17 protein-coding genes and 1 pseudogene are annotated in these 16,236 nt (G+C 70.9%); 10 read left to right on the forward strand and 8 right to left on the reverse strand.

Features of this window, described 5'->3' with window-relative positions:
* The first annotated feature begins 34 nt into the window (after nucleotides 1–34).
* Nucleotides 35–808 carry an aminotransferase class IV family protein gene (locus tag O7608_RS21845; RefSeq protein WP_289206381.1) on the forward strand — a complete coding sequence of 258 codons (774 nt, stop codon included), beginning with the start codon at nucleotides 35–37 and terminating at the stop codon, nucleotides 806–808.
* A 77-nt stretch (nucleotides 809–885) separates the two neighbouring features.
* Here the strand turns inward: O7608_RS21845 and O7608_RS21850 are convergent, their stop codons facing one another.
* Genes O7608_RS21850 through O7608_RS21870 form a run of 5 tightly spaced genes read right to left on the reverse strand, consistent with a single transcriptional unit; the run spans nucleotide 886 to nucleotide 3,132 of the window.
* Nucleotides 886–1,158, reverse strand: a complete 273-nt coding sequence (locus tag O7608_RS21850; protein WP_289210979.1) for a DUF6510 family protein — start codon at nucleotides 1,156–1,158, stop codon at nucleotides 886–888.
* Between the two features lie 28 nt (nucleotides 1,159–1,186).
* Nucleotides 1,187–1,939, reverse strand: a complete 753-nt coding sequence (locus tag O7608_RS21855) for a ferredoxin reductase (protein ID WP_289206382.1) — start codon at nucleotides 1,937–1,939, stop codon at nucleotides 1,187–1,189.
* On the reverse strand, nucleotides 1,909–2,511 hold the full coding sequence (locus O7608_RS21860; protein ID WP_289206383.1) for a sulfite oxidase-like oxidoreductase: 603 nt from the start codon (nucleotides 2,509–2,511) through the stop codon (nucleotides 1,909–1,911). Before O7608_RS21860 ends, O7608_RS21855 begins: the two co-directional genes overlap by 31 nt.
* Before the next feature lie 58 nt (nucleotides 2,512–2,569).
* Complete coding sequence (locus O7608_RS21865; RefSeq protein ID WP_282227517.1) at nucleotides 2,570–2,884, reverse strand: type II toxin-antitoxin system PemK/MazF family toxin; 315 nt, start codon at nucleotides 2,882–2,884, stop codon at nucleotides 2,570–2,572.
* Nucleotides 2,881–3,132, reverse strand: coding sequence for a hypothetical protein (locus tag O7608_RS21870; RefSeq protein WP_289206384.1), 252 nt, complete (start codon nucleotides 3,130–3,132; stop codon nucleotides 2,881–2,883). The genes O7608_RS21865 and O7608_RS21870 overlap by 4 nt, the downstream gene beginning before the upstream one ends.
* A 240-nt stretch (nucleotides 3,133–3,372) precedes the next feature.
* On the opposite strand from O7608_RS21870, the gene O7608_RS21875 reads away from it, so the two are divergent.
* From O7608_RS21875 to O7608_RS21890, 4 genes are read left to right on the forward strand one after another with little or no spacing between them, the layout of a single operon-like run.
* A complete protein-coding gene (locus O7608_RS21875) occupies nucleotides 3,373–4,632 on the forward strand; it encodes an ABC transporter substrate-binding protein (protein ID WP_289206385.1) in 1,260 nt (419 codons plus the stop codon).
* 19 nt (nucleotides 4,633–4,651) lie between these two features.
* Nucleotides 4,652–5,626, forward strand: a complete 975-nt coding sequence (locus tag O7608_RS21880) for a carbohydrate ABC transporter permease (RefSeq protein ID WP_289206386.1) — start codon at nucleotides 4,652–4,654, stop codon at nucleotides 5,624–5,626.
* Complete coding sequence (locus O7608_RS21885) at nucleotides 5,623–6,477, forward strand: carbohydrate ABC transporter permease (protein ID WP_289206387.1); 855 nt, start codon at nucleotides 5,623–5,625, stop codon at nucleotides 6,475–6,477. Before O7608_RS21880 ends, O7608_RS21885 begins: the two co-directional genes overlap by 4 nt.
* Nucleotides 6,474–7,091 (forward strand): hypothetical protein, encoded by a 618-nt coding sequence (locus O7608_RS21890; protein ID WP_289206388.1) that lies wholly within the window; start codon nucleotides 6,474–6,476, stop codon nucleotides 7,089–7,091. Before O7608_RS21885 ends, O7608_RS21890 begins: the two co-directional genes overlap by 4 nt.
* An 8-nt stretch (nucleotides 7,092–7,099) precedes the next feature.
* Here the strand turns inward: O7608_RS21890 and sthA are convergent, their stop codons facing one another.
* Entirely contained in the window at nucleotides 7,100–8,503 is a 1,404-nt protein-coding gene (gene sthA / locus O7608_RS21895) for a Si-specific NAD(P)(+) transhydrogenase (RefSeq protein ID WP_289206389.1), read from the reverse strand.
* Nucleotides 8,504–8,737: 234 nt separating this feature from the next.
* Here sthA and O7608_RS21900 point away from each other — a divergent pair, with 234 nt between their 5' ends.
* Nucleotides 8,738–9,193: a hypothetical protein gene (locus O7608_RS21900; protein ID WP_289206390.1), complete on the forward strand. Its 456-nt coding sequence runs from the start codon at nucleotides 8,738–8,740 to the stop codon at nucleotides 9,191–9,193.
* On the opposite strand, the gene O7608_RS21905 is transcribed toward O7608_RS21900, so the two are convergent.
* Nucleotides 9,190–10,134, reverse strand: a complete 945-nt coding sequence (locus O7608_RS21905) for a serine hydrolase (RefSeq protein WP_289206391.1) — start codon at nucleotides 10,132–10,134, stop codon at nucleotides 9,190–9,192. The two genes, O7608_RS21900 and O7608_RS21905, sit on opposite strands and share 4 nt — an antisense overlap.
* A gap of 206 nt (nucleotides 10,135–10,340) precedes the next feature.
* Between O7608_RS21905 and O7608_RS21910 the strand changes: the two genes are divergently transcribed.
* Both O7608_RS21910 and O7608_RS21915 read left to right on the forward strand, forming a co-directional pair.
* Nucleotides 10,341–11,207, forward strand: coding sequence for an MEDS and STAS domain-containing protein (locus O7608_RS21910; protein ID WP_289206392.1), 867 nt, complete (start codon nucleotides 10,341–10,343; stop codon nucleotides 11,205–11,207).
* The gene (locus tag O7608_RS21915) at nucleotides 11,200–11,658 is read left to right on the forward strand and encodes an ATP-binding protein (RefSeq protein ID WP_289206393.1); all 459 of its coding nucleotides are present in this window, start codon (nucleotides 11,200–11,202) and stop codon (nucleotides 11,656–11,658) included. Before O7608_RS21910 ends, O7608_RS21915 begins: the two co-directional genes overlap by 8 nt.
* Nucleotides 11,659–11,683: 25 nt before the next feature.
* Here the strand turns inward: O7608_RS21915 and O7608_RS21920 are convergent, their stop codons facing one another.
* Complete coding sequence (locus O7608_RS21920; RefSeq protein WP_421356890.1) at nucleotides 11,684–12,727, reverse strand: sodium:calcium antiporter; 1,044 nt, start codon at nucleotides 12,725–12,727, stop codon at nucleotides 11,684–11,686.
* 183 nt (nucleotides 12,728–12,910) lie between these two features.
* Between O7608_RS21920 and O7608_RS21925 the strand changes: the two genes are divergently transcribed.
* Together O7608_RS21925 and O7608_RS32015 are read left to right on the forward strand one after the other, a co-directional pair.
* Nucleotides 12,911–13,891 (forward strand): sporulation protein, encoded by a 981-nt coding sequence (locus tag O7608_RS21925; protein WP_289206395.1) that lies wholly within the window; start codon nucleotides 12,911–12,913, stop codon nucleotides 13,889–13,891.
* 441 nt (nucleotides 13,892–14,332) lie between these two features.
* Nucleotides 14,333–16,198: pseudogene (locus O7608_RS32015) on the forward strand (AfsR/SARP family transcriptional regulator); the annotation flags it as partial.
* Between the last annotated feature and the right edge of the window lie 38 nt (nucleotides 16,199–16,236).

The following is a 16,236-nucleotide window of genomic DNA, read 5'->3' on the forward strand; positions in this document are numbered from 1 at the left end:
CGGCGGCCGCACGCCGATGGGGAAGACTGGCGTCATGATCCTGAACGGAAAGCCCGTCGATCTGGATCACCTGAAGATCCTGGGTCTCACCAATTACGGCCACTTCACGTCCATGCGAGTGGACGCCGGCCGGGTGCGCGGACTCTCGCTTCACCTCGACCGGCTGACAGCGGACTGCCGCGCACTCTTCGGCGTCGATCTCGACCAGGACGAGGTTCGCGGCTACGTCCGCCAGGTGGTAGACGGCTGCGCCGAGCCGACCGTCGCCAGGGTGACGGTATTCGACCCTGATCTCGACCTGGGACACCCCGCCGGCGCAGCACACCCCCAGGTGCTCGTCACGACGCGAACGGTGTCGTCGACACCACCGCCGCCGCTGGTGCTCACTGCACGCTGGTACGAACGGGACGTGCCGCCCGTCAAGCATATCGGCCTGTTCGCAACGATGTTCCACCGCCGACAGGCTCAGCTCGCCGGCTTCGACGACGTGCTGTTCGTCGACCGGGAGGGCTTCATCTGCGAGGGGGCGACCTGGAACCTCGGCCTGGTCGCAGGGGACGACATAGTGTGGCCGCAGGCACCGGTGTTGCCGGGAGTCACGATGGCGTTGATCAAACAGGTACGCGCGGGGCACGAGCGCCGCGTCAACGTGACGGAGCTGGATCGTTACACCGCAGCGTTCGCCACCAACGCAACCGTTGGCGTCCGGAGCGTCATCGCGGTCGACGCCACTCGATGGACCGGCACGATCCCACTGGTCGAGCAGATCGGCAGGGAGTACAGCGCCATCCCCGGTGAACCGCTCTGATGCGCCGGACGTCGGGCTCCTTCGGCTGACGGTGGGCTGCTACGAGTCGACCATCGAGGCGGTCACGGTCCGGCGGCTCAGCTCGTCGGTACGGCGATCCGCAGGCTGAGTGCGCCGTGCAGGTCGAGCCAGACGTCGGCCGGGCCGCGTACCAGGCGCAGCAGCACCCCGGCACAGTGCGGGCAGCGGGCGACCAGGCCGGGCGCGTCAGCGTAGACCATCAGGGCGGCGAGCGGCCCGGACCGGCCGCAGCCGGCGCAGCGCCCGACAGCCGTGGTGACGTCGACCGCGAAGATCTCGCCCAGCGGTCCGGCCAGGGCGTTGCCGTCCAGGTGGTGCTCGTCGGGCAGCAGGGCGACGGCGGGCTGGTCGGTCATGTCAACCTCCGGTGGGTCCGAATCGTTCGGTGCGGACGCGGCGGGGGTCGTGCCCGAGGGCGATCAGGATGTCGGCGACGGCCTCGACGAAGCCGGTCGGCCCGCAGACGTAGCAGGCCGGTTCGAGCGTCGCCGGCCAGCCGTCGGTGTTGATCCGGGCGACGCCGATCCGGCCCACCTGGCCGGGCCAGCCGTCGGGTGCTTCCCGGGTGTAGACGTAACTGACGTCGAGTCCGGCATCGTCGCGGGCGCGGCGGCGCAGCTCGTCGGCGTAGTAGATGTCGGCCGGGGTCCGTACCGAATAGATGAGCCGGAACGGCACCCGGCTGCCGGCGGCCCGCCGGGCGCGGACCATGGCCATCAGCGGCACGATCCCGGAGCCGCCGGCGATCAGCAGCACCGGGTCGGTCGTGCCGGGCCGCCAGAGGAACCAACCGCCGACCGGGCCGCGGATCTCCACCGGGTCACCGACGGCGTACGGGCCGGCCAGGTAGCCGGAGACCTCGCCGTCGGGCACCCGCGCGACGGTCAGCTCGACCCGGTCGCCGTCGACGGCGTTGGCGAGCGAGTAGCTGCGCTGAGCCTGGTAGCCGTCGGGGGCGGTGAGCCGCACGTCGACGTGTTGGCCGGGCAGGTGTCCGGGCCAGTCCGGCACGTCCAGCAGCAGGGTACGGGCGGTCGGCGTCTCGTCGCGGACGGCGGCGAGCCGGGCCACCCGCCAGCTCAGTCGCCCTGGTACCGCTGCTCGCGCCACGGGTCACCGTAGTCGTGGTAGCCGGCGGTCTCCCAGAAGCCCGGTTCGTCGTCGAGCAGCAGCCGGAGGCCACGCACCCACTTCGCCGATTTCCAGAAGTACAGGTGGGGCACCAGCAGCCGGGCCGGGCCGCCGTGTTCAGGGCTCAGGTCGGCGTCGTCGTACCGGTAGGCGACCCAGGCCTGACCGTCGAGCAGGTCGGCCAGGGGCAGGTTCGTGGTGTAGCCGCCGTACGAGTGGGCCACGGCGTAGTCGGCGGCGGTCTCGACGTCGGCCAGCAGCGTGTCCAGCGAGACTCCGCGCCAGCGGGTGCCGAGCTTGGACCACTTGGTCACGCAGTGGATGTCGACGGTGATGTCCTCGCTCGGCAGGTCGAGCAGTTGCGACCAGTTCCAGCGCTGGGCGGTGCCGTCCTCGGTGGTGACGACGAACTCCCAGCCGGCGATGTCGATCCGCGGCGTCGGGCCGGCGGAGAGCACCGGGAAGTCCTCGGTCAGGTACTGCCCCGGCGGCAGGGTGACTGCGCCGGGGGAACGCGGACGGCCCTGAAATCCGGGCGACACGATACCCATCGGACAGTTCTATCACCGGCTGGGGCGGTGCTGCCAGCGGCTGCCGGGATTGCACCCGTCAGAGGTCGAACAGGTCCCGCATCGCCTCTTCCAGGCGGGCCATGCTGGCCCCGGTGACCATGCCGACCCGCTCGGCGCCGGACTTGCCGGAGATGCGCCGCATCCGGTTGACCACGACGACGCCGGAGAGCGGGTCGGTCTCGGCCAACGGCACCACGAACGGCGGCAGGGTGGTCGCGCCGCGCTGGCGCACGATCGGGGCGCAGTACGGCGCGGCGCGGGGCCGGTCGTTGTGGGCGTCTCCGGAGAGCACCACCACCCGGTAGCGCAGGTCGGATCGCTCGCCGACGGTCCAGATCTCGCCGCGGTTCACGCCGCGTCAGACAGGTCGGACCAGCCGGACTCCAGCGTGTCGGCGAGCCGGTCGAAGCCGTCGAGCTCGTCGCGCACGTCGGGGTTGGCGGCGAGCCATTCCTCGTGGGCCCGTGCGGCGTCGCGGCAGGCCTCCCGGCGGGCGGCGCGGTCCATCCAGTCGGAAAGTGTCATTCCTTCCCGCTCGGCAGCGGCGCGTGCTCTGGCCACCGTCTCCGGGCTCAGGCGCAGCGTGACCATCTCTGCCATGTCGCGATGGTACGACGTCGCTGGGCGGTACGCCTGCCCGGGCTCGCCCGCAGGTGTCGGCCATCGCGGCCGGCAGACATGTCGTCGTGCTCGAACCCCGGCGGATTGTAACGTTCAAGACAGCCATCGACGTGGATCTAACAGACTCCTAACCTACGTTGACAAGCGCTTCCTGTGGTCGACGACACACCCGACCGGCATCGTTCGTCATCCCGAAACCGGAGGATCCGCATGGCGACAATGAAACGATTCAGGGCAGTTCTCGCTGCGTCCGCAGCGCTCGCCCTGGTCGCGGTCGGTGCCGCTGCCTGCGGTGACGACGACGCCTCCGGGCCGGTCACCCTGCGGTACTCCTGGTGGGGCAACGCGGAACGGGCCGACCTGATGCAACAGGCGATCGACCTGTTCGAGGAGCAGAACCCGGACATCAGGGTCACTCCCAGCTTCCAGGAGTACGAGGCGTACTGGCAGAAGCTGACCACCGAGACCGCCGGCGGCAACATGCCCGACGTCGTCCAGATGGACTTCTCCTACCTGCGCGAGTACGCCGACCGGGGCGTCCTGTACGACCTGGGCGGCCAGGCCGGCGACGCGCTGGTCCTGGCCGACCTGCTCCCGGGCTTCGACGGGGTCGGCGAGGTCGACGGCACCCGGTACGCGGTGCCGATCGGCGGCAACACATGGAGCATGTTCTACAACCCGGCCCTGTTCGCCCAGGCCGGTGTGGCCGCCCCACAGGTCGGCTGGACCTGGGACGACTACCACGCCACGATGGCCACCATCAGGTCCACCACCGGCACCTACGGCGGCGGCAACTACACCGGGGTCATCTACAACCTGGAGGCCCAACTGCGCCAGGAGGGCGGCGCGCTGTTCACCGAGGACGGCCGACTCGGCTTCGACGCCGAGCGGCTGGCGCGATTCTGGCAGCAGGGCATGGACCTGATCGCGCAGGACGTCGTACTGCCGGTGGAGACCGCCGTCGCGATCAAACCCGCGTCGCTGTGGGTGGACGACCTGGCCGCCTCGGACCTGGGCTGGGACAACTTCCTGGTCCGCTACGCGGGTGAGACCGACACCGAGATCCACCTCGGCCCGCTGCCCACCGACAACCCGGGCCGGCTCGGCCAGTACCTCAAGCCGGCGATGCTGCTGAGCGCCTCGGCCCGCACCGAGCATCCGGAGGCCGCCGCGAAGCTGATCTCCTTCATGATCAACGACCCCGAGGTGGGTCGGATCTTCGGCGGCAACCGGGGACTGCCGGCCACCAACGCCCAGCGCGACGCGGCCGAACTCGACGGGCCGCTGGCCGCCGTCGCCGCCTACGAGGAGACCATCGCCGATCAGCTGACCCAGGCCCCGCCGGCGCCGCCGCGTGGTGCCGGTGGCATCGAGGCGGCCTTCATCCGGATCAGCGAGGAACTGCACTACGGGCGGATCAGCGTGGCGCAGGCCGTCGACCAGTTCTTCACCGAGGCCGAGGACATCCTGCGGTCCTGACCGGTGAGGAGGGCGACCGATGCGCACGTCCACCGTCGGCGCGAGGCGGACCCCACCGGGTGAGCCCGCGACGGGTGAGCGCCGACCGGCGGCGCCGTCACCGCGCCGCCGCCGGTCCGGCGACGGGCTCGCCGGCTACCTGTTCCTGTCACCCTGGATCGTCGGCATCGCGCTGCTGACCATCGGCCCGATGGCCGCCTCGCTGTACCTGTCGTTCACCGACTACAACCTGTTCACCACCCCGGAGTGGGTCGGCCTGGACAACTACCGACGGCTCTTCGACGACAGCCGGTGGCTGCAGTCGGTGCAGGTGACCGTGACGTACGTGCTGCTGGCCGTACCGCTCAAACTCGCGGCGGCGCTCGCGGTCGCGATGCTGCTCGACACCCCCCGACGCGGCCAGGGCGGATACCGGACGGCCTTCTACGGACCGTCGCTGATCGGTGCCAGCGTCAGCATCGCGATCGTCTGGAAGGCGCTGTTCAGCGAGGACGCGATCGTCGACCGGGCGCTCGGGGCGGTCGGGCTGCCCACCGGTGGCTGGGTCGGCAACCCCGACTTCTCCCTGCTGATGCTGGTGCTGCTGGCCGTCTGGCAGTTCGGCGCACCGATGGTGATCTTCCTTGCCGGGCTCAAGCAGGTGCCCCGGGAACTCTACGAGGCCGCCGAGGTCGACGGCGCCGGCCGGTGGCGGCGGTTCCGGGCGGTGACCGTACCGATAATCTCACCGGTGATCTTCTTCAACCTCCTGCTGGAGACGATCAACTCATTCCAGATCTTCACCTCGGCGTACATCGTCGGCGGACGCAATGGCAGCCCGGCCGGGTCGACCCTGTTCTACACGGTCTACCTGTACGACCGGGGCTTCACCGACTTCCGGATGGGCTACGCCTCGGCGATGGCCTGGATGCTGCTGCTCGGCGTCGGCCTGGTGACCACGCTGCTGTTCCGCACCGCGCGGGGCTGGGTCCACTACGCGGGAGACGCACGATGAGCGGGCGGGCCGGTCACCGACGACTGCGGCACAGCGTCGGCTGGCACCTGGCGGCGCTGGCGTTGCTGGCGGTGGTCCTCTACCCGGTGGGCTGGGTGGTCTCGGCGTCGTTCACCCCGTCGGCGTCGATCCTCGGCGACCTTCGACTGCTGCCCCGCGACCCGACGGTCGGCAACTACCAGCGCGCCGCCGAGGGTATGGCCGGCATCAGCACGCTGCGGTTCTTCTGGAACTCCACGGTGCTGGCGGTGCTCGCCGTGGTCGGCACCGTCGCGTCGTCAGCCCTCGCCGGGTACGCCTTCGCCCGGCTGCGGTTCCGGGGCCGCTCGACGATGTTCGTACTGATGGTCTCCACCCTGCTGCTGCCGTTCCACGTGCTCATCGTGCCGCAGTACGCGGTGTTCCAGCACCTGGGACTGGTCGACACCTACGTACCGCTGCTGTTGGGCAAGTTCCTCGCGGCGGAGGCGTTCTTCGTCTTCCTGATGGTCCAGTTCATCCGCACCATCCCGCCCGAGCTGGACGAGTCCGCCCGCATCGACGGTGCCGGGCAGTGGGGCACCTTCTGGCACATCATCCTGCCGCTGTCGCGACCAGCGATGATCACGACGGCGATCTTCACCTTCATCTGGACCTGGAACGACTTCCTCGGCCCGCTGATCTACCTCAGTACGCCGGACAAGTACCCGCTGCCGCTGGCCCTGCAGCTCTACATCGACCAGACGACGCTGTCGGACTACGGCGCGTTGATGGCGATGTCGATGCTGGCCCTGCTGCCGGTCATCGGATTCTTCCTGTTCTTCCAACGCTTCCTGGTGGACGGGATGTCGACGTCGGGGCTGAAAGGGTGACCGGCGACGACACCTCGGCGGCGCGGGCCGACTGCCAGCGACGTGGTGCCCAGTTCGCCCTGTTCGGCGAGACCCTGCTGGTCGGGGTGCTGGTGCTGGCCGCGACCGTACCGCTGGTGACCCTGCTGGCGGCCCTCGCCGCCGGCTGCGCCCACCTGCGCGCGCACGTCGACGGCACCGGCAGCACCAGCGTCCGGGCCTTCGCCGCGACCGTACGGGCGGCACTGCCGGGCAGTTGGCCGTGGTCGCTGGCGGTGCTGGCCGCCGCCGGGCTGCTGGCGTTCGACGCGGCGGTGGCGCGCACCGGGCGACTGCCCGGCGGCGGCCTCGTCGCGGCCGTCTGCCTGCTCGCCGCCGTGGCACTCGCGGCGCTGGCACTGCGGGCCGCGCAGTTGTGGCGGCCGGGGGCGCGCTGGGCCGTGACGCTGCGGGCCGCGACGATCCGCACGGTGCACGACCCCGGCGGTACGGCGTTGCTCGGGCTCGCCGTCGGCGGGCTGGTGCTGGTCACCTGGCAGCTGACCCCGTTGGCGGTGCCGATGACCGGCTGCGTGGTGCTGGCGGCGGTGTCGGTGGCCCGCCGGCCGGCGGCACGGGCCGACAGACGCGGGTGACGCCCGGCTCAGTCGTGCAGTTGGGCCAGGTGACGGATCTTGTTCATCGCGTCCAGCGCGGCGACCTTGTACGCCTCGGCGAGGGTCGGGTAGTTGAACACCGCGTCGACGAAGTAGTCGATGGTGCCGTGGCAACCCATCACCGCCTGCCCGATGTGGACGAGTTCGGTGGCACCGGTGCCGAAGATGTGCACCCCGAGCAACTGCCGGGTCTCCGGGGCGACCAGCAGCTTGAGCATCCCGTACGAGTCACCGATGATCTGCCCCCGGGCGAGCTCGCGGTAGCGGGCCATCCCGACCTCGAACGGCACCCGCTGGTCGGTGAGCTGGTCCTCGGTCGCGCCGATGAAGCTCATCTCCGGGATGGTGTAGATGCCGATCGGCTGTAGTTGCGGCATGCCGCGCGCCGGCTCGCCGCAGGCGTGGTGCGCGGCGAGACGGCCCTGCTCCATCGAGGTGGAGGCCAGCGCGGGGAAGCCGATGATGTCGCCCACCGCGTAGATGTGCCCGGCCGAGGTCTGGAAGTTCTCGTTGACCTCGACCCGGCCGCGCGGGTCGGCGGACAGGCCGGCCCGTTCCAGGTCGAGGTCGGCGGCGACGCCCTGGCGTCCGGCCGAGTACATCACCGTGTCGGCGGCGATCCGCTTGCCGCTTTCCAGCACGGCGACCGCGCCCTTGGCGTGGCGCTGCACCGACGCCACCTCCTCGCCGAAGCGGAAGGTGACGGCCAGGTCACGCAGGTGGTACTTCAGTGCTTCCACGATCTCCAGGTCGCAGAACTCCAGCATCCGGTCGCGGCGTTCCACGACGGTGACCTCGGAGCCGAGCGCGGCGAACATCGAGGCGTACTCGATGCCGATGACACCGGCACCGACCACCAGCATCGACTGCGGTACGCGTTCGAGGTTGATGATGCCGTCCGAGTCGATGATCGTCTGCTCGTCGAAGTCGACGCTGGCCGGTCGGGCCGGTCGGGTCCCCGCCGCGATCACGATCTTCTCCGCGGTGACCTTGTTGCCGTGCCCCGACGGGTCCGTCACGACCACCGTGTGCGGATCGTCGAAGCGGGCCGTCCCGGTCATGATCCGCACCCGGTTGCGGGTCAGCTGGCTGCGGGTGACATCGATCTCCCGGCCGATGACGTGCTGGGTACGGGCCGCCAGGTCACTGACCGTGATGTCGTCCTTGACCCGGTAACTGCGGCCGTAGACCTCGCGCTGGTTGAGTCCGGTCAGGTAGAGCACCGCCTCGCGCAGCGTCTTGGACGGGATCGTCCCGGTGTTGATGCACACCCCACCGAGCATGTGCGCCCGTTCGACGACCATGACCCGCCGGTCGAGCTTTGCCGCGGCGATCGCCGCCTTCTGTCCGCTGGGGCCGGAACCGATCACGAGCACGTCGACGTCATACACCGCCCCAGTGTGCCAGCTCCGCGTTTCGGGGTGCTTACGCCCGCCCCACCCGTCCGGACCCACTACGGCGATGGATGGGTTGCCTTCCGCAGCGAAAAGCCTACTATGGGGCATCGTGCGGCATACGAACGTGACGTGTGTGAATATATGGCGTCACGGACGCTAATGTCCGCTATGCCGTACGAAGCTGCTTCCCTCGTCTCCCTTCGCCCAGTCAGACAAAGAGGCACCACCGTGAGCCAGCCACGCCCCGCTCCCACCGGCCACTCTGGATACAGGTCCCCCCGGCGGTCCCGACGCCGCTCCGTCTGGCTGTGGGTTCTCGCCCCGGTCGTGCTGGCCGTCGGGGTCATCGCCGTCGGTGCGCTGACCCGCGAGGAACAGTTGCAGGCGACCCCGCAGCCGCTGACCAGCGGCACCACCGCACAGCCGACCCCGCCGGCCGACACCGACGGTTGGCAGGCCTGCCAGGACCTGCGCGAGCTCAGCGCGGCCGAACTCGGTCACGACATCAACCGGGCGATCGCTCGGCAGGCACAGACCTCGACCGACGACACCATCGCCGCGCTGGGCAAGGAACTGGAACAGGCCACGGCACAGGCCGCCGACCAGGACCCCATCGAGGGCAACCTGGCGATCTCGGCCGCGCAGGTCAGCCTCCGGCAGGCCTGCGAACGGGTGTTCGGCTAGTCGCGCCAGGCGTCGAACGCGGTCCGGGCCACCTGCTCCACCACCGCGACACCGGCGTCGAAGGTGTCGTGGCGGTCGGACAGGATCGCCACCAGCCAGTCCCGGTCGCCCTCGGCGATCCGCCCGATGCTGTTCACCAGCCACCGGCCGTCGTGCTCGTCGACGGTGACCCAGCCGTTCTTCACCCAGACCCGCGAACCCGCCGACGACGCCCCGGCCGACACCCCCCACCGCTGCTCCGCTACGACGTCACCCATCAACTCCAGCACCAGCTCGCGTTCGGTCGAGCCCAGCGGTCCATCGTCGCCGGCCAGGGCCCGCATCAGCCGGATCTGGTCGGCGGCGGTGGTGGTCGTCGTCCCCCACGACGGCGTCGGCCGGGTCTCGGTCATCCCCAGCGCGGCGTTGGCGCGGTTCAACCCGGACACTCCACCCACCTGGGCGAACATGTCACTGGCCGCCGCGTTGTCGCTGACCGTGATCATCCGGGTGGCGGTCCGCCGCTGCGCGCCGGTGAGCCGACCCTGCTGGAGCAGCAACGCCGCCAGGATGTCCACCTTGACGATGCTCGCCGTCTGGAACCGCAGGCCGTCGCCGATCCGGAACCCGGTCCCCGTACCCTGGTCGACGACCGCGACACTGAGCTGCCCAGGCAGGTCGGCGGCGTACCGGCGGACCTGCTGCGCGGCGCGGACCGCACGCTCCCGTTGCTGAGCGACCGGGTCCGGGCGCGGTGGCGCCGTCGGTGCCGGCGCGTCGCCGAAGCGGGCCGCCACCCGGCTGCCGTTGGCCGAGGCCGGCAACCGGCCCGCCTCGTACCAGCCGTAGCCGGCGGCACCGGCCGCGAGCGTGCCGAGGACGCCCAGACCGAGCAGGGACCGCCGCGACGTCCCGCCGCGCCGCGTGTGCCGACCGCCGGTACGGACTCTTCTGCTCGCCACGTCTGCTCCACCACGTCGCCACCGGTTCCGTTGCCGCCCGGTGGTACGGACCGGACCGCCGGAGCGTTCAATGCCTGGCTGGACCAGATCGGCAGGGAGGGCGCACCAGACGCACGACGCCCAGGCGAGGGGGCATGTCCGGGCGTGGTCGGACCCACCGCTTAAGGTGGCAGCCATCCCTCCGATGACGAACAGGCGGACCGACGATGGCGGACACGGCTGCAGTTGGCGCACTCGGTGCCGGTGACCACGCCTGTCTGACCTTCTCCGACCAGGAGGAGCGGTTGGACCTGGTCGCAGCCTTCGTGCGGGGCGGCCTGCGCGCCGGGCAGAAGGTCGTCTGCTGGACCGACTCGGTGAGCCCGGACGAGCTCACCGGTGAGCTGCACGGCCGTTCGGTACGCCCCGGCTCGGCGTTGCGCCGAGGTCAACTGCGCATCGCCCCGGCCACCGGATCGCTGCTCGGTGACGTACCGGCCGACGCCGCCGGCATGGTCGACGCGCTGGCCCACGAGATGCACGTCGCCACCCGGGAGGGCTACCCCGGCCTGCGGGTCACCGCGGACATGTGCTGGGCGACCCGACCGTTCGCCGCCGCCGAACAGCTGCTCGAGTTCGAGACCCGGGTCGGCGAACTGTTGGCCCACGGCCAGCTCTGTCTGATCTGCCAGTACGACCGGGGCCGGTTCGACGCGGTCACGCTCGCCTTCGCCGCGCGGGCGCACCCCCGGACGGTGGCCGCCCAGGTCTACCTCGAGCATCCACTGCTGCGGATCTGTCGGCAGTACAGCCCGCCCGGGGTGCGGATCGCCGGTGAGCTCGACTACCGGCACAAGGACGTCCTGGAGCTGGCGTTGGCCGAATCCGTGCGCATCGACCGGCGGATGCACCTCAACCTGACCGCCCTCGACTACATCGACGGCGCCTGCGCCGGGATCGTCGTCGCGGCGGCCCGGGCACTGCCCCGGTCCCGGCGGATGACCATCTCCTGTCGTCGGCTGGTCGGCACGGTACTGTCCCTGGTCGGCGCGGATGACGTGGCCCAGCTACGGGTACAGAGACGCCATGAGTAGCCCGGATCCGCAGCCGACGGGCACCGGCGGCCGTCCCGAGGGCGTGGCGGCGACCGACGGCCGCCTCGAGCACCAGTTCGACGGTGACGGGCTGTACGGGCTGCGGGCGACGCTCAGCGCGCACGCCCCCCGGCTGGAGTTGTCCGCCGAGCAGACCGAACACCTGCTGATCGTCGCCGGCGAACTCGCCACCAACGCGATCCGCCACGGCGGTGGGGGCGGCCGGCTGCGGCTGTGGCGCGCGCAGGACAGCCTGTTCTGCCAGGTGAGCGACACCGGTCCGGGGATCGACGACCCGCAGGTGGGCAGCTTGCCGCCGGACCAGGAGCGCACCGGCGGCCGGGGCGTGTGGATCTGCCGGCAGCTGTGCGTCGCCCTGCTGATCGAGCGGGCCGTCCCGGCCCCGGGGGCGGTCGTCACCGCGGTCATCGACCTCAGGGCCGAGGGCTGAGGCCGTACCTGCCCGCCGGATGCACTCAGAAGGCCAGCACCGCGACCACCGCGAGATAGCCGACGAGCAGCAGGGTGCCTTCGAAGCCCAGCCGACCCCAACCCCGCACCTGGCGTACCAGCAGGCCACCGAGGAGCAGCGTCGTCATCAGCATCGCCGAGGTGGTGAGGAACAGTTCGTCGGTGCCCGCCTGGTGGTAGAGCGAACCGTCGCGGTAGAAGAGGTCGCCGACGACCAGGTTGAGCGCGTCGAGGCAGTTGCCGCCCAGGACCGCCGCGACGGCCAGGGTGACCGCGCCCCGGCGGACCGCGGCGATCGCCGTGATGGCCTCCGGCAACGCGTTGATCAGGCCCATCAGCACCCCGCCGACGAAGCCCGCACGCAGCCCGGTCGCGGCCACCAGGCTCTCCCCGGCCAGGGCGATGACCCAACCGCCGGCCGCGACGATCAGGCCGACCGCGACGAAGCGGACCCACAGTGCCGGCAACGGTGGACTGTCGAGCGGTCCGTGGCTCTGCGGCAGGTCCTGGCGGGTGTCGACGGTGTCGACCGCTTGCCAGTACGGCGTAACGTCGGTGGAGTGCACGATCATGACGCCGCCGACGTAACAGCCCACCATCACCACCGAGACCGGGTGGACGCCGGCCACCGTCGCGTCAGGGGTGTAGGTGCCGAGCAGGGCGAGCGCCAGCAGCGCCAGCAGCAGGCAGCCGAAGAGCACGTTGGACAGCGAGGCGCTCGCGTGTTCGAGGTTGACCCGGCGGTAGAACAGGTCGGCGACCGCGACCGCGGTGGTCTGCGCGGCGATGCCGCCGACGGCGTTGCTGTACGCCAGTTGCGGCGCGGCGCCGGCGGCCGTCACCGCGGTCATCACGATGCCCGACAGCGAGGTCGCCAGGCCGAAGAAGATCGCCCCGAACAGCGCCTCGCCCCAGCCGGTGCGGTCGGCGAGTGCGTCGCCGAGGGCCACCAGTCGGACACTGCCCACCACAGTGAGTCCGCCGGCGGCGACGAACGCCACGACCGACCAGGAGATCGGCCAGCTCGCCGCGAGCACCGCGTCAGTCACAGGGAGCATTCTCTACCATGAGCTGCACAAAACCCGGCAGATCACCGTATAGCGCCCCGGCGAGCTCACAGGAGTCGTTCAGAAACCGCTGATATCGTCTGATCCACGTCCATTATGGACGCCTTGCCTCCGGCACCCGATCCCGCACAACGGATACGACATCACCGAACGAGAGGAACGTACGTGGTCTTCAAGAAGATGTTGGGCGCCCTGGGCATCGGCGCCCCCAGCGTCGACACGGTGCTGCCCAACCCCAACATCCGCCCCGGCCTGGTCCTCAGCGGCCAGGTCAACCTGGTCGGCGGCAGCCACGAGACCCAGCTCGACCAGATCACCGTCAGCCTGGTCACCCGGGTGGAGGTGGAGGCCGGCGGCGAGGACCACAACGCGACGGCCGAGTTCCACCGGGTCGCGGTGGGTGGCGGATTCTCCCTACGGGAGGGCCAGCAGGTCTCGTTGCCCTTCCAGTTCGCCGTACCGTGGGAGACCCCGGTAACGGACGTGTACGGCCAGCGGCTGCACGGGATGACCATGGGGCTGCGCACCGAGGTGGCGATCCCGGGCGCGATCGACCGGGGCGACCTCGACGCGGTGCACGTGCACCCGCTACCGGTGCAGGAGCGCATCCTGGAGGCCTTCGCCCGGCTCGGTTTCGGCTTCAAGGGCGCCGATCTGGAGTACGGCCGGCTGCACGGCGTACCGCAGACCCTGCCGTTCTACCAGGAGATCGAGTACTTCGCCGCACCGCAGTACGCCGGCGGCATCCGGGAGGTCGAGCTGACCTTCGTCGCCAGCGAGTACGGCGTGGACGTCGTGTTGGAGTTCGACAAGCGCGGCGGGCTGTTCACCCCGGGCCACGACTCGTACGGCCGTTACCGGGTCAGCCACGCCGACGCCGACACCGTGGACTGGACGGCGCAGGTGGACGGCTGGGTCCGACAGGCACTTTCCCAGCGGCAGTCGTTCCTCGGCGGCGGCGGGTACGGCCAGCCGATGCACGGCGGGTACCCGCCGGCCCATCGGGGCGGGTCCGGCATGGGCGGCATGGTCGCGGGGGCGGTCGGCGGTGCCGCGCTCGGCTTCGCCGGCGGGATGGTCGCCGGCGAGGTGTTCGACAGCTTCGGCGACGACGGCGGCGGCGACGAGGACTTCGGCGAGGAGTGACCGACGTACGGTCGTGGGCGTCCGGGTGCGACGCGGGAGACGCGTCGCACAAATGCGGATGCCCACGACCATGTCGACCTCCGGCGACAATTGTCGCGCGCCTACCCACCTCCACTTCACCCGTACGAACGCCGTTTTTTGCCGTCACGGACGTCGGCGGCAGGCTGCCCGGAGTCGACAGGTGTCAACAAACCGTCCTATTACCAATGTCCCGGCAGTCCACGGCCGCGCATGGGCACCACCACCAATCAGCGCAACCTCCGGCGCCAATTCGTCCATGAGGGACATCAGGTGGCCACCAATGAAGGAATTCACTCTGATCATTCACAGCGGAGGATTGCACAGCCGCCGATGCTGATTTAGCGTGAGGCGAACCGACCGCCGAATACGGCCACCCCGTCCTGAGCGGCGGCACCAGCACGACCGGCGAGGGTGACGACGTTGCGTATCCAGATCCTCGGCCAGGTGCGCGCCTGGCGCGACGGTGAACAGCTGGATCTCGGACCGGCCGCGCAGCGGGCCGTGCTCGGCCTGCTCGCGCTGGCCTGTGGCCAGCCGGTGCGCACCGCCGAGATCTCCGCGGTCGTGTGGCCCGACCGTAGTCCGCCGCCGAGTGCGCGCAACGTCATCCAGACCCACGTCAAGCACCTGCGCCGTCGACTCGAGCCGGACCGTCCCCCGCGTGCGCCCAGCCAGGTGCTGCGACAGGTCGGGGACGGCTACGCCCTGCAGCTGCCGGACTCCGCCGTGGACGCCCTGCGCTTTCGCGACCTGCTGATCGCCGCCACCGGCCGGCAGCGCGCCGGCGACCTGCGCCGCGCCGCCGACGAGCTCGAGGAGGCGCTCGCCCTGTGGCACGGCCCACCGATGGCGGACATCCCGGACCTCACCACCCATCCCAGGGTGGTCGCCCTCGTGGAGGAACGGCACGCCGCGCTCGCCCGCTACGGCGAAGTCATGATCGCTTCGGGGCGGGCCGCCGAGGCGGTACCGGCGCTGGAGGAGGCCGCCGCCGCCCAGCCACTGGACGAGGCGGCCCAGGCCCGGCTCATCCGTGCCTACCAGGCCGCCGGCCAACGTGCCCGCGCCTTCCACACCTATCATCAGGTCAGGCACCGCCTCACCGACGAACTCGGTGTCGATCCCGGACCCGAGTTGTCGGCGGCGCACACCACGCTGCTGCACGACGAAGATCCGAACACTGCCGCCGCGGGGCCGGCCCCGACCGGCGCACAGCGGTCCGACCAACGGGACACCCGTACGGCCCCTGCCGCACCGGCCCAGCTGCCCGCCGACATCCCGGACTTCACCGGCCGGGGCACCGAACTGGCCCGGCTGGACAGTCTGCTCGACGCCACCGACCCGGGCGGTGGCACCGTGCCGGGCGTGACGCTCGTCGCGACCTCGGGGACCGCCGGCGTCGGTAAGACGGCGCTGGCCATCCGCTGGGCGCACCGCGTCCGGCACCGGTTCCCCGACGGCCAGCTCTACGTCGACCTGCAGGGTTACGACGCCGGCCAGCCGGTCTCCCCCGGTCACGCGCTCGCCGGTTTCCTGCGGGCGCTCGGTGTCACCGGGCCCGACCTGCCGCTTGATCTCGACGAACGAGCGGCCTGCTACCGGAGCCTGGTCGACGGCCGCAGACTGCTGGTGGTGCTGGACAACGCCGCCTCCGCCGAGCAGGTCCGGCCGCTGCTACCCGGCTCGCCGTCATGCTTCGTCCTGGTCACCAGCCGGGACTCCCTCGCCGGTCTGGTGGCCCGGCACGGGGCCCGGCGCATCGACCTCGACCCGCTGCCGTTGGACGAGGCCGTCGCCCTGATCCACCGGCTGATCGGTGCCCGGGTGACCGCCGAACACACCGCCGCCGCCGTGCTCGCCGCGCAGTGCGCCAGACTCCCGCTGGCGTTACGGGTGGCGGCGGAGATGGCCGCCACCCGCCCGGGCGCGCCACTGGTGGAACTGGTACGGGAACTGGCCGACCAGCACCGCCGGCTGGACCTGCTCGATGCCGGCGGCGACCTGCGTACCGGTGTGCGGGCCGTCTTCTCCTGGTCCTACCTGCATCTGCCGACGGACGCCGCCCGCGCGTTCCGGCTGCTGGGCCTGCATCCCGGTCCGGGACTGGAGCCGTACGCCGCCGCTGCGGTCATCGGTACGACAGTGGCCGACGCCCGCCGGCTGCTGGACCTGCTCGCCCGCGCCCACCTGCTCGAACGTGGTCCCCAGCACCGGTACGGCATGCACGACCTGCTCCGTGCCTACGCGGTGGACCTCGCCGAGGCGCAGGACGCGCCGGTCGACCGGCACCGGTCGATGACCGCGCTGTTCGACCACTACCTGCA

Origin of the sequence: Solwaraspora sp. WMMA2056 (assembly GCF_030345095.1) — a bacterium.
Lineage (GTDB): Bacteria > Actinomycetota > Actinomycetes > Mycobacteriales > Micromonosporaceae > Micromonospora_E.

Coding starts and splice junctions, on each gene's coding strand:
- O7608_RS21845 (WP_289206381.1), top strand. CDS start 35: ATGATCCTGAACGGAAAGCCCGTCGATCTGGATCACCTGAAGATCCTG.
- O7608_RS21860 (WP_289206383.1), bottom strand. CDS start 2,511: ATGGGTATCGTGTCGCCCGGATTTCAGGGCCGTCCGCGTTCCCCCGGC.
- O7608_RS21870 (WP_289206384.1), bottom strand. CDS start 3,132: ATGGCAGAGATGGTCACGCTGCGCCTGAGCCCGGAGACGGTGGCCAGA.
- O7608_RS21875 (WP_289206385.1), top strand. CDS start 3,373: ATGAAACGATTCAGGGCAGTTCTCGCTGCGTCCGCAGCGCTCGCCCTG.
- O7608_RS21880 (WP_289206386.1), top strand. CDS start 4,652: ATGCGCACGTCCACCGTCGGCGCGAGGCGGACCCCACCGGGTGAGCCC.
- O7608_RS21885 (WP_289206387.1), top strand. CDS start 5,623: ATGAGCGGGCGGGCCGGTCACCGACGACTGCGGCACAGCGTCGGCTGG.
- O7608_RS21910 (WP_289206392.1), top strand. CDS start 10,341: ATGGCGGACACGGCTGCAGTTGGCGCACTCGGTGCCGGTGACCACGCC.
- O7608_RS21915 (WP_289206393.1), top strand. CDS start 11,200: ATGAGTAGCCCGGATCCGCAGCCGACGGGCACCGGCGGCCGTCCCGAG.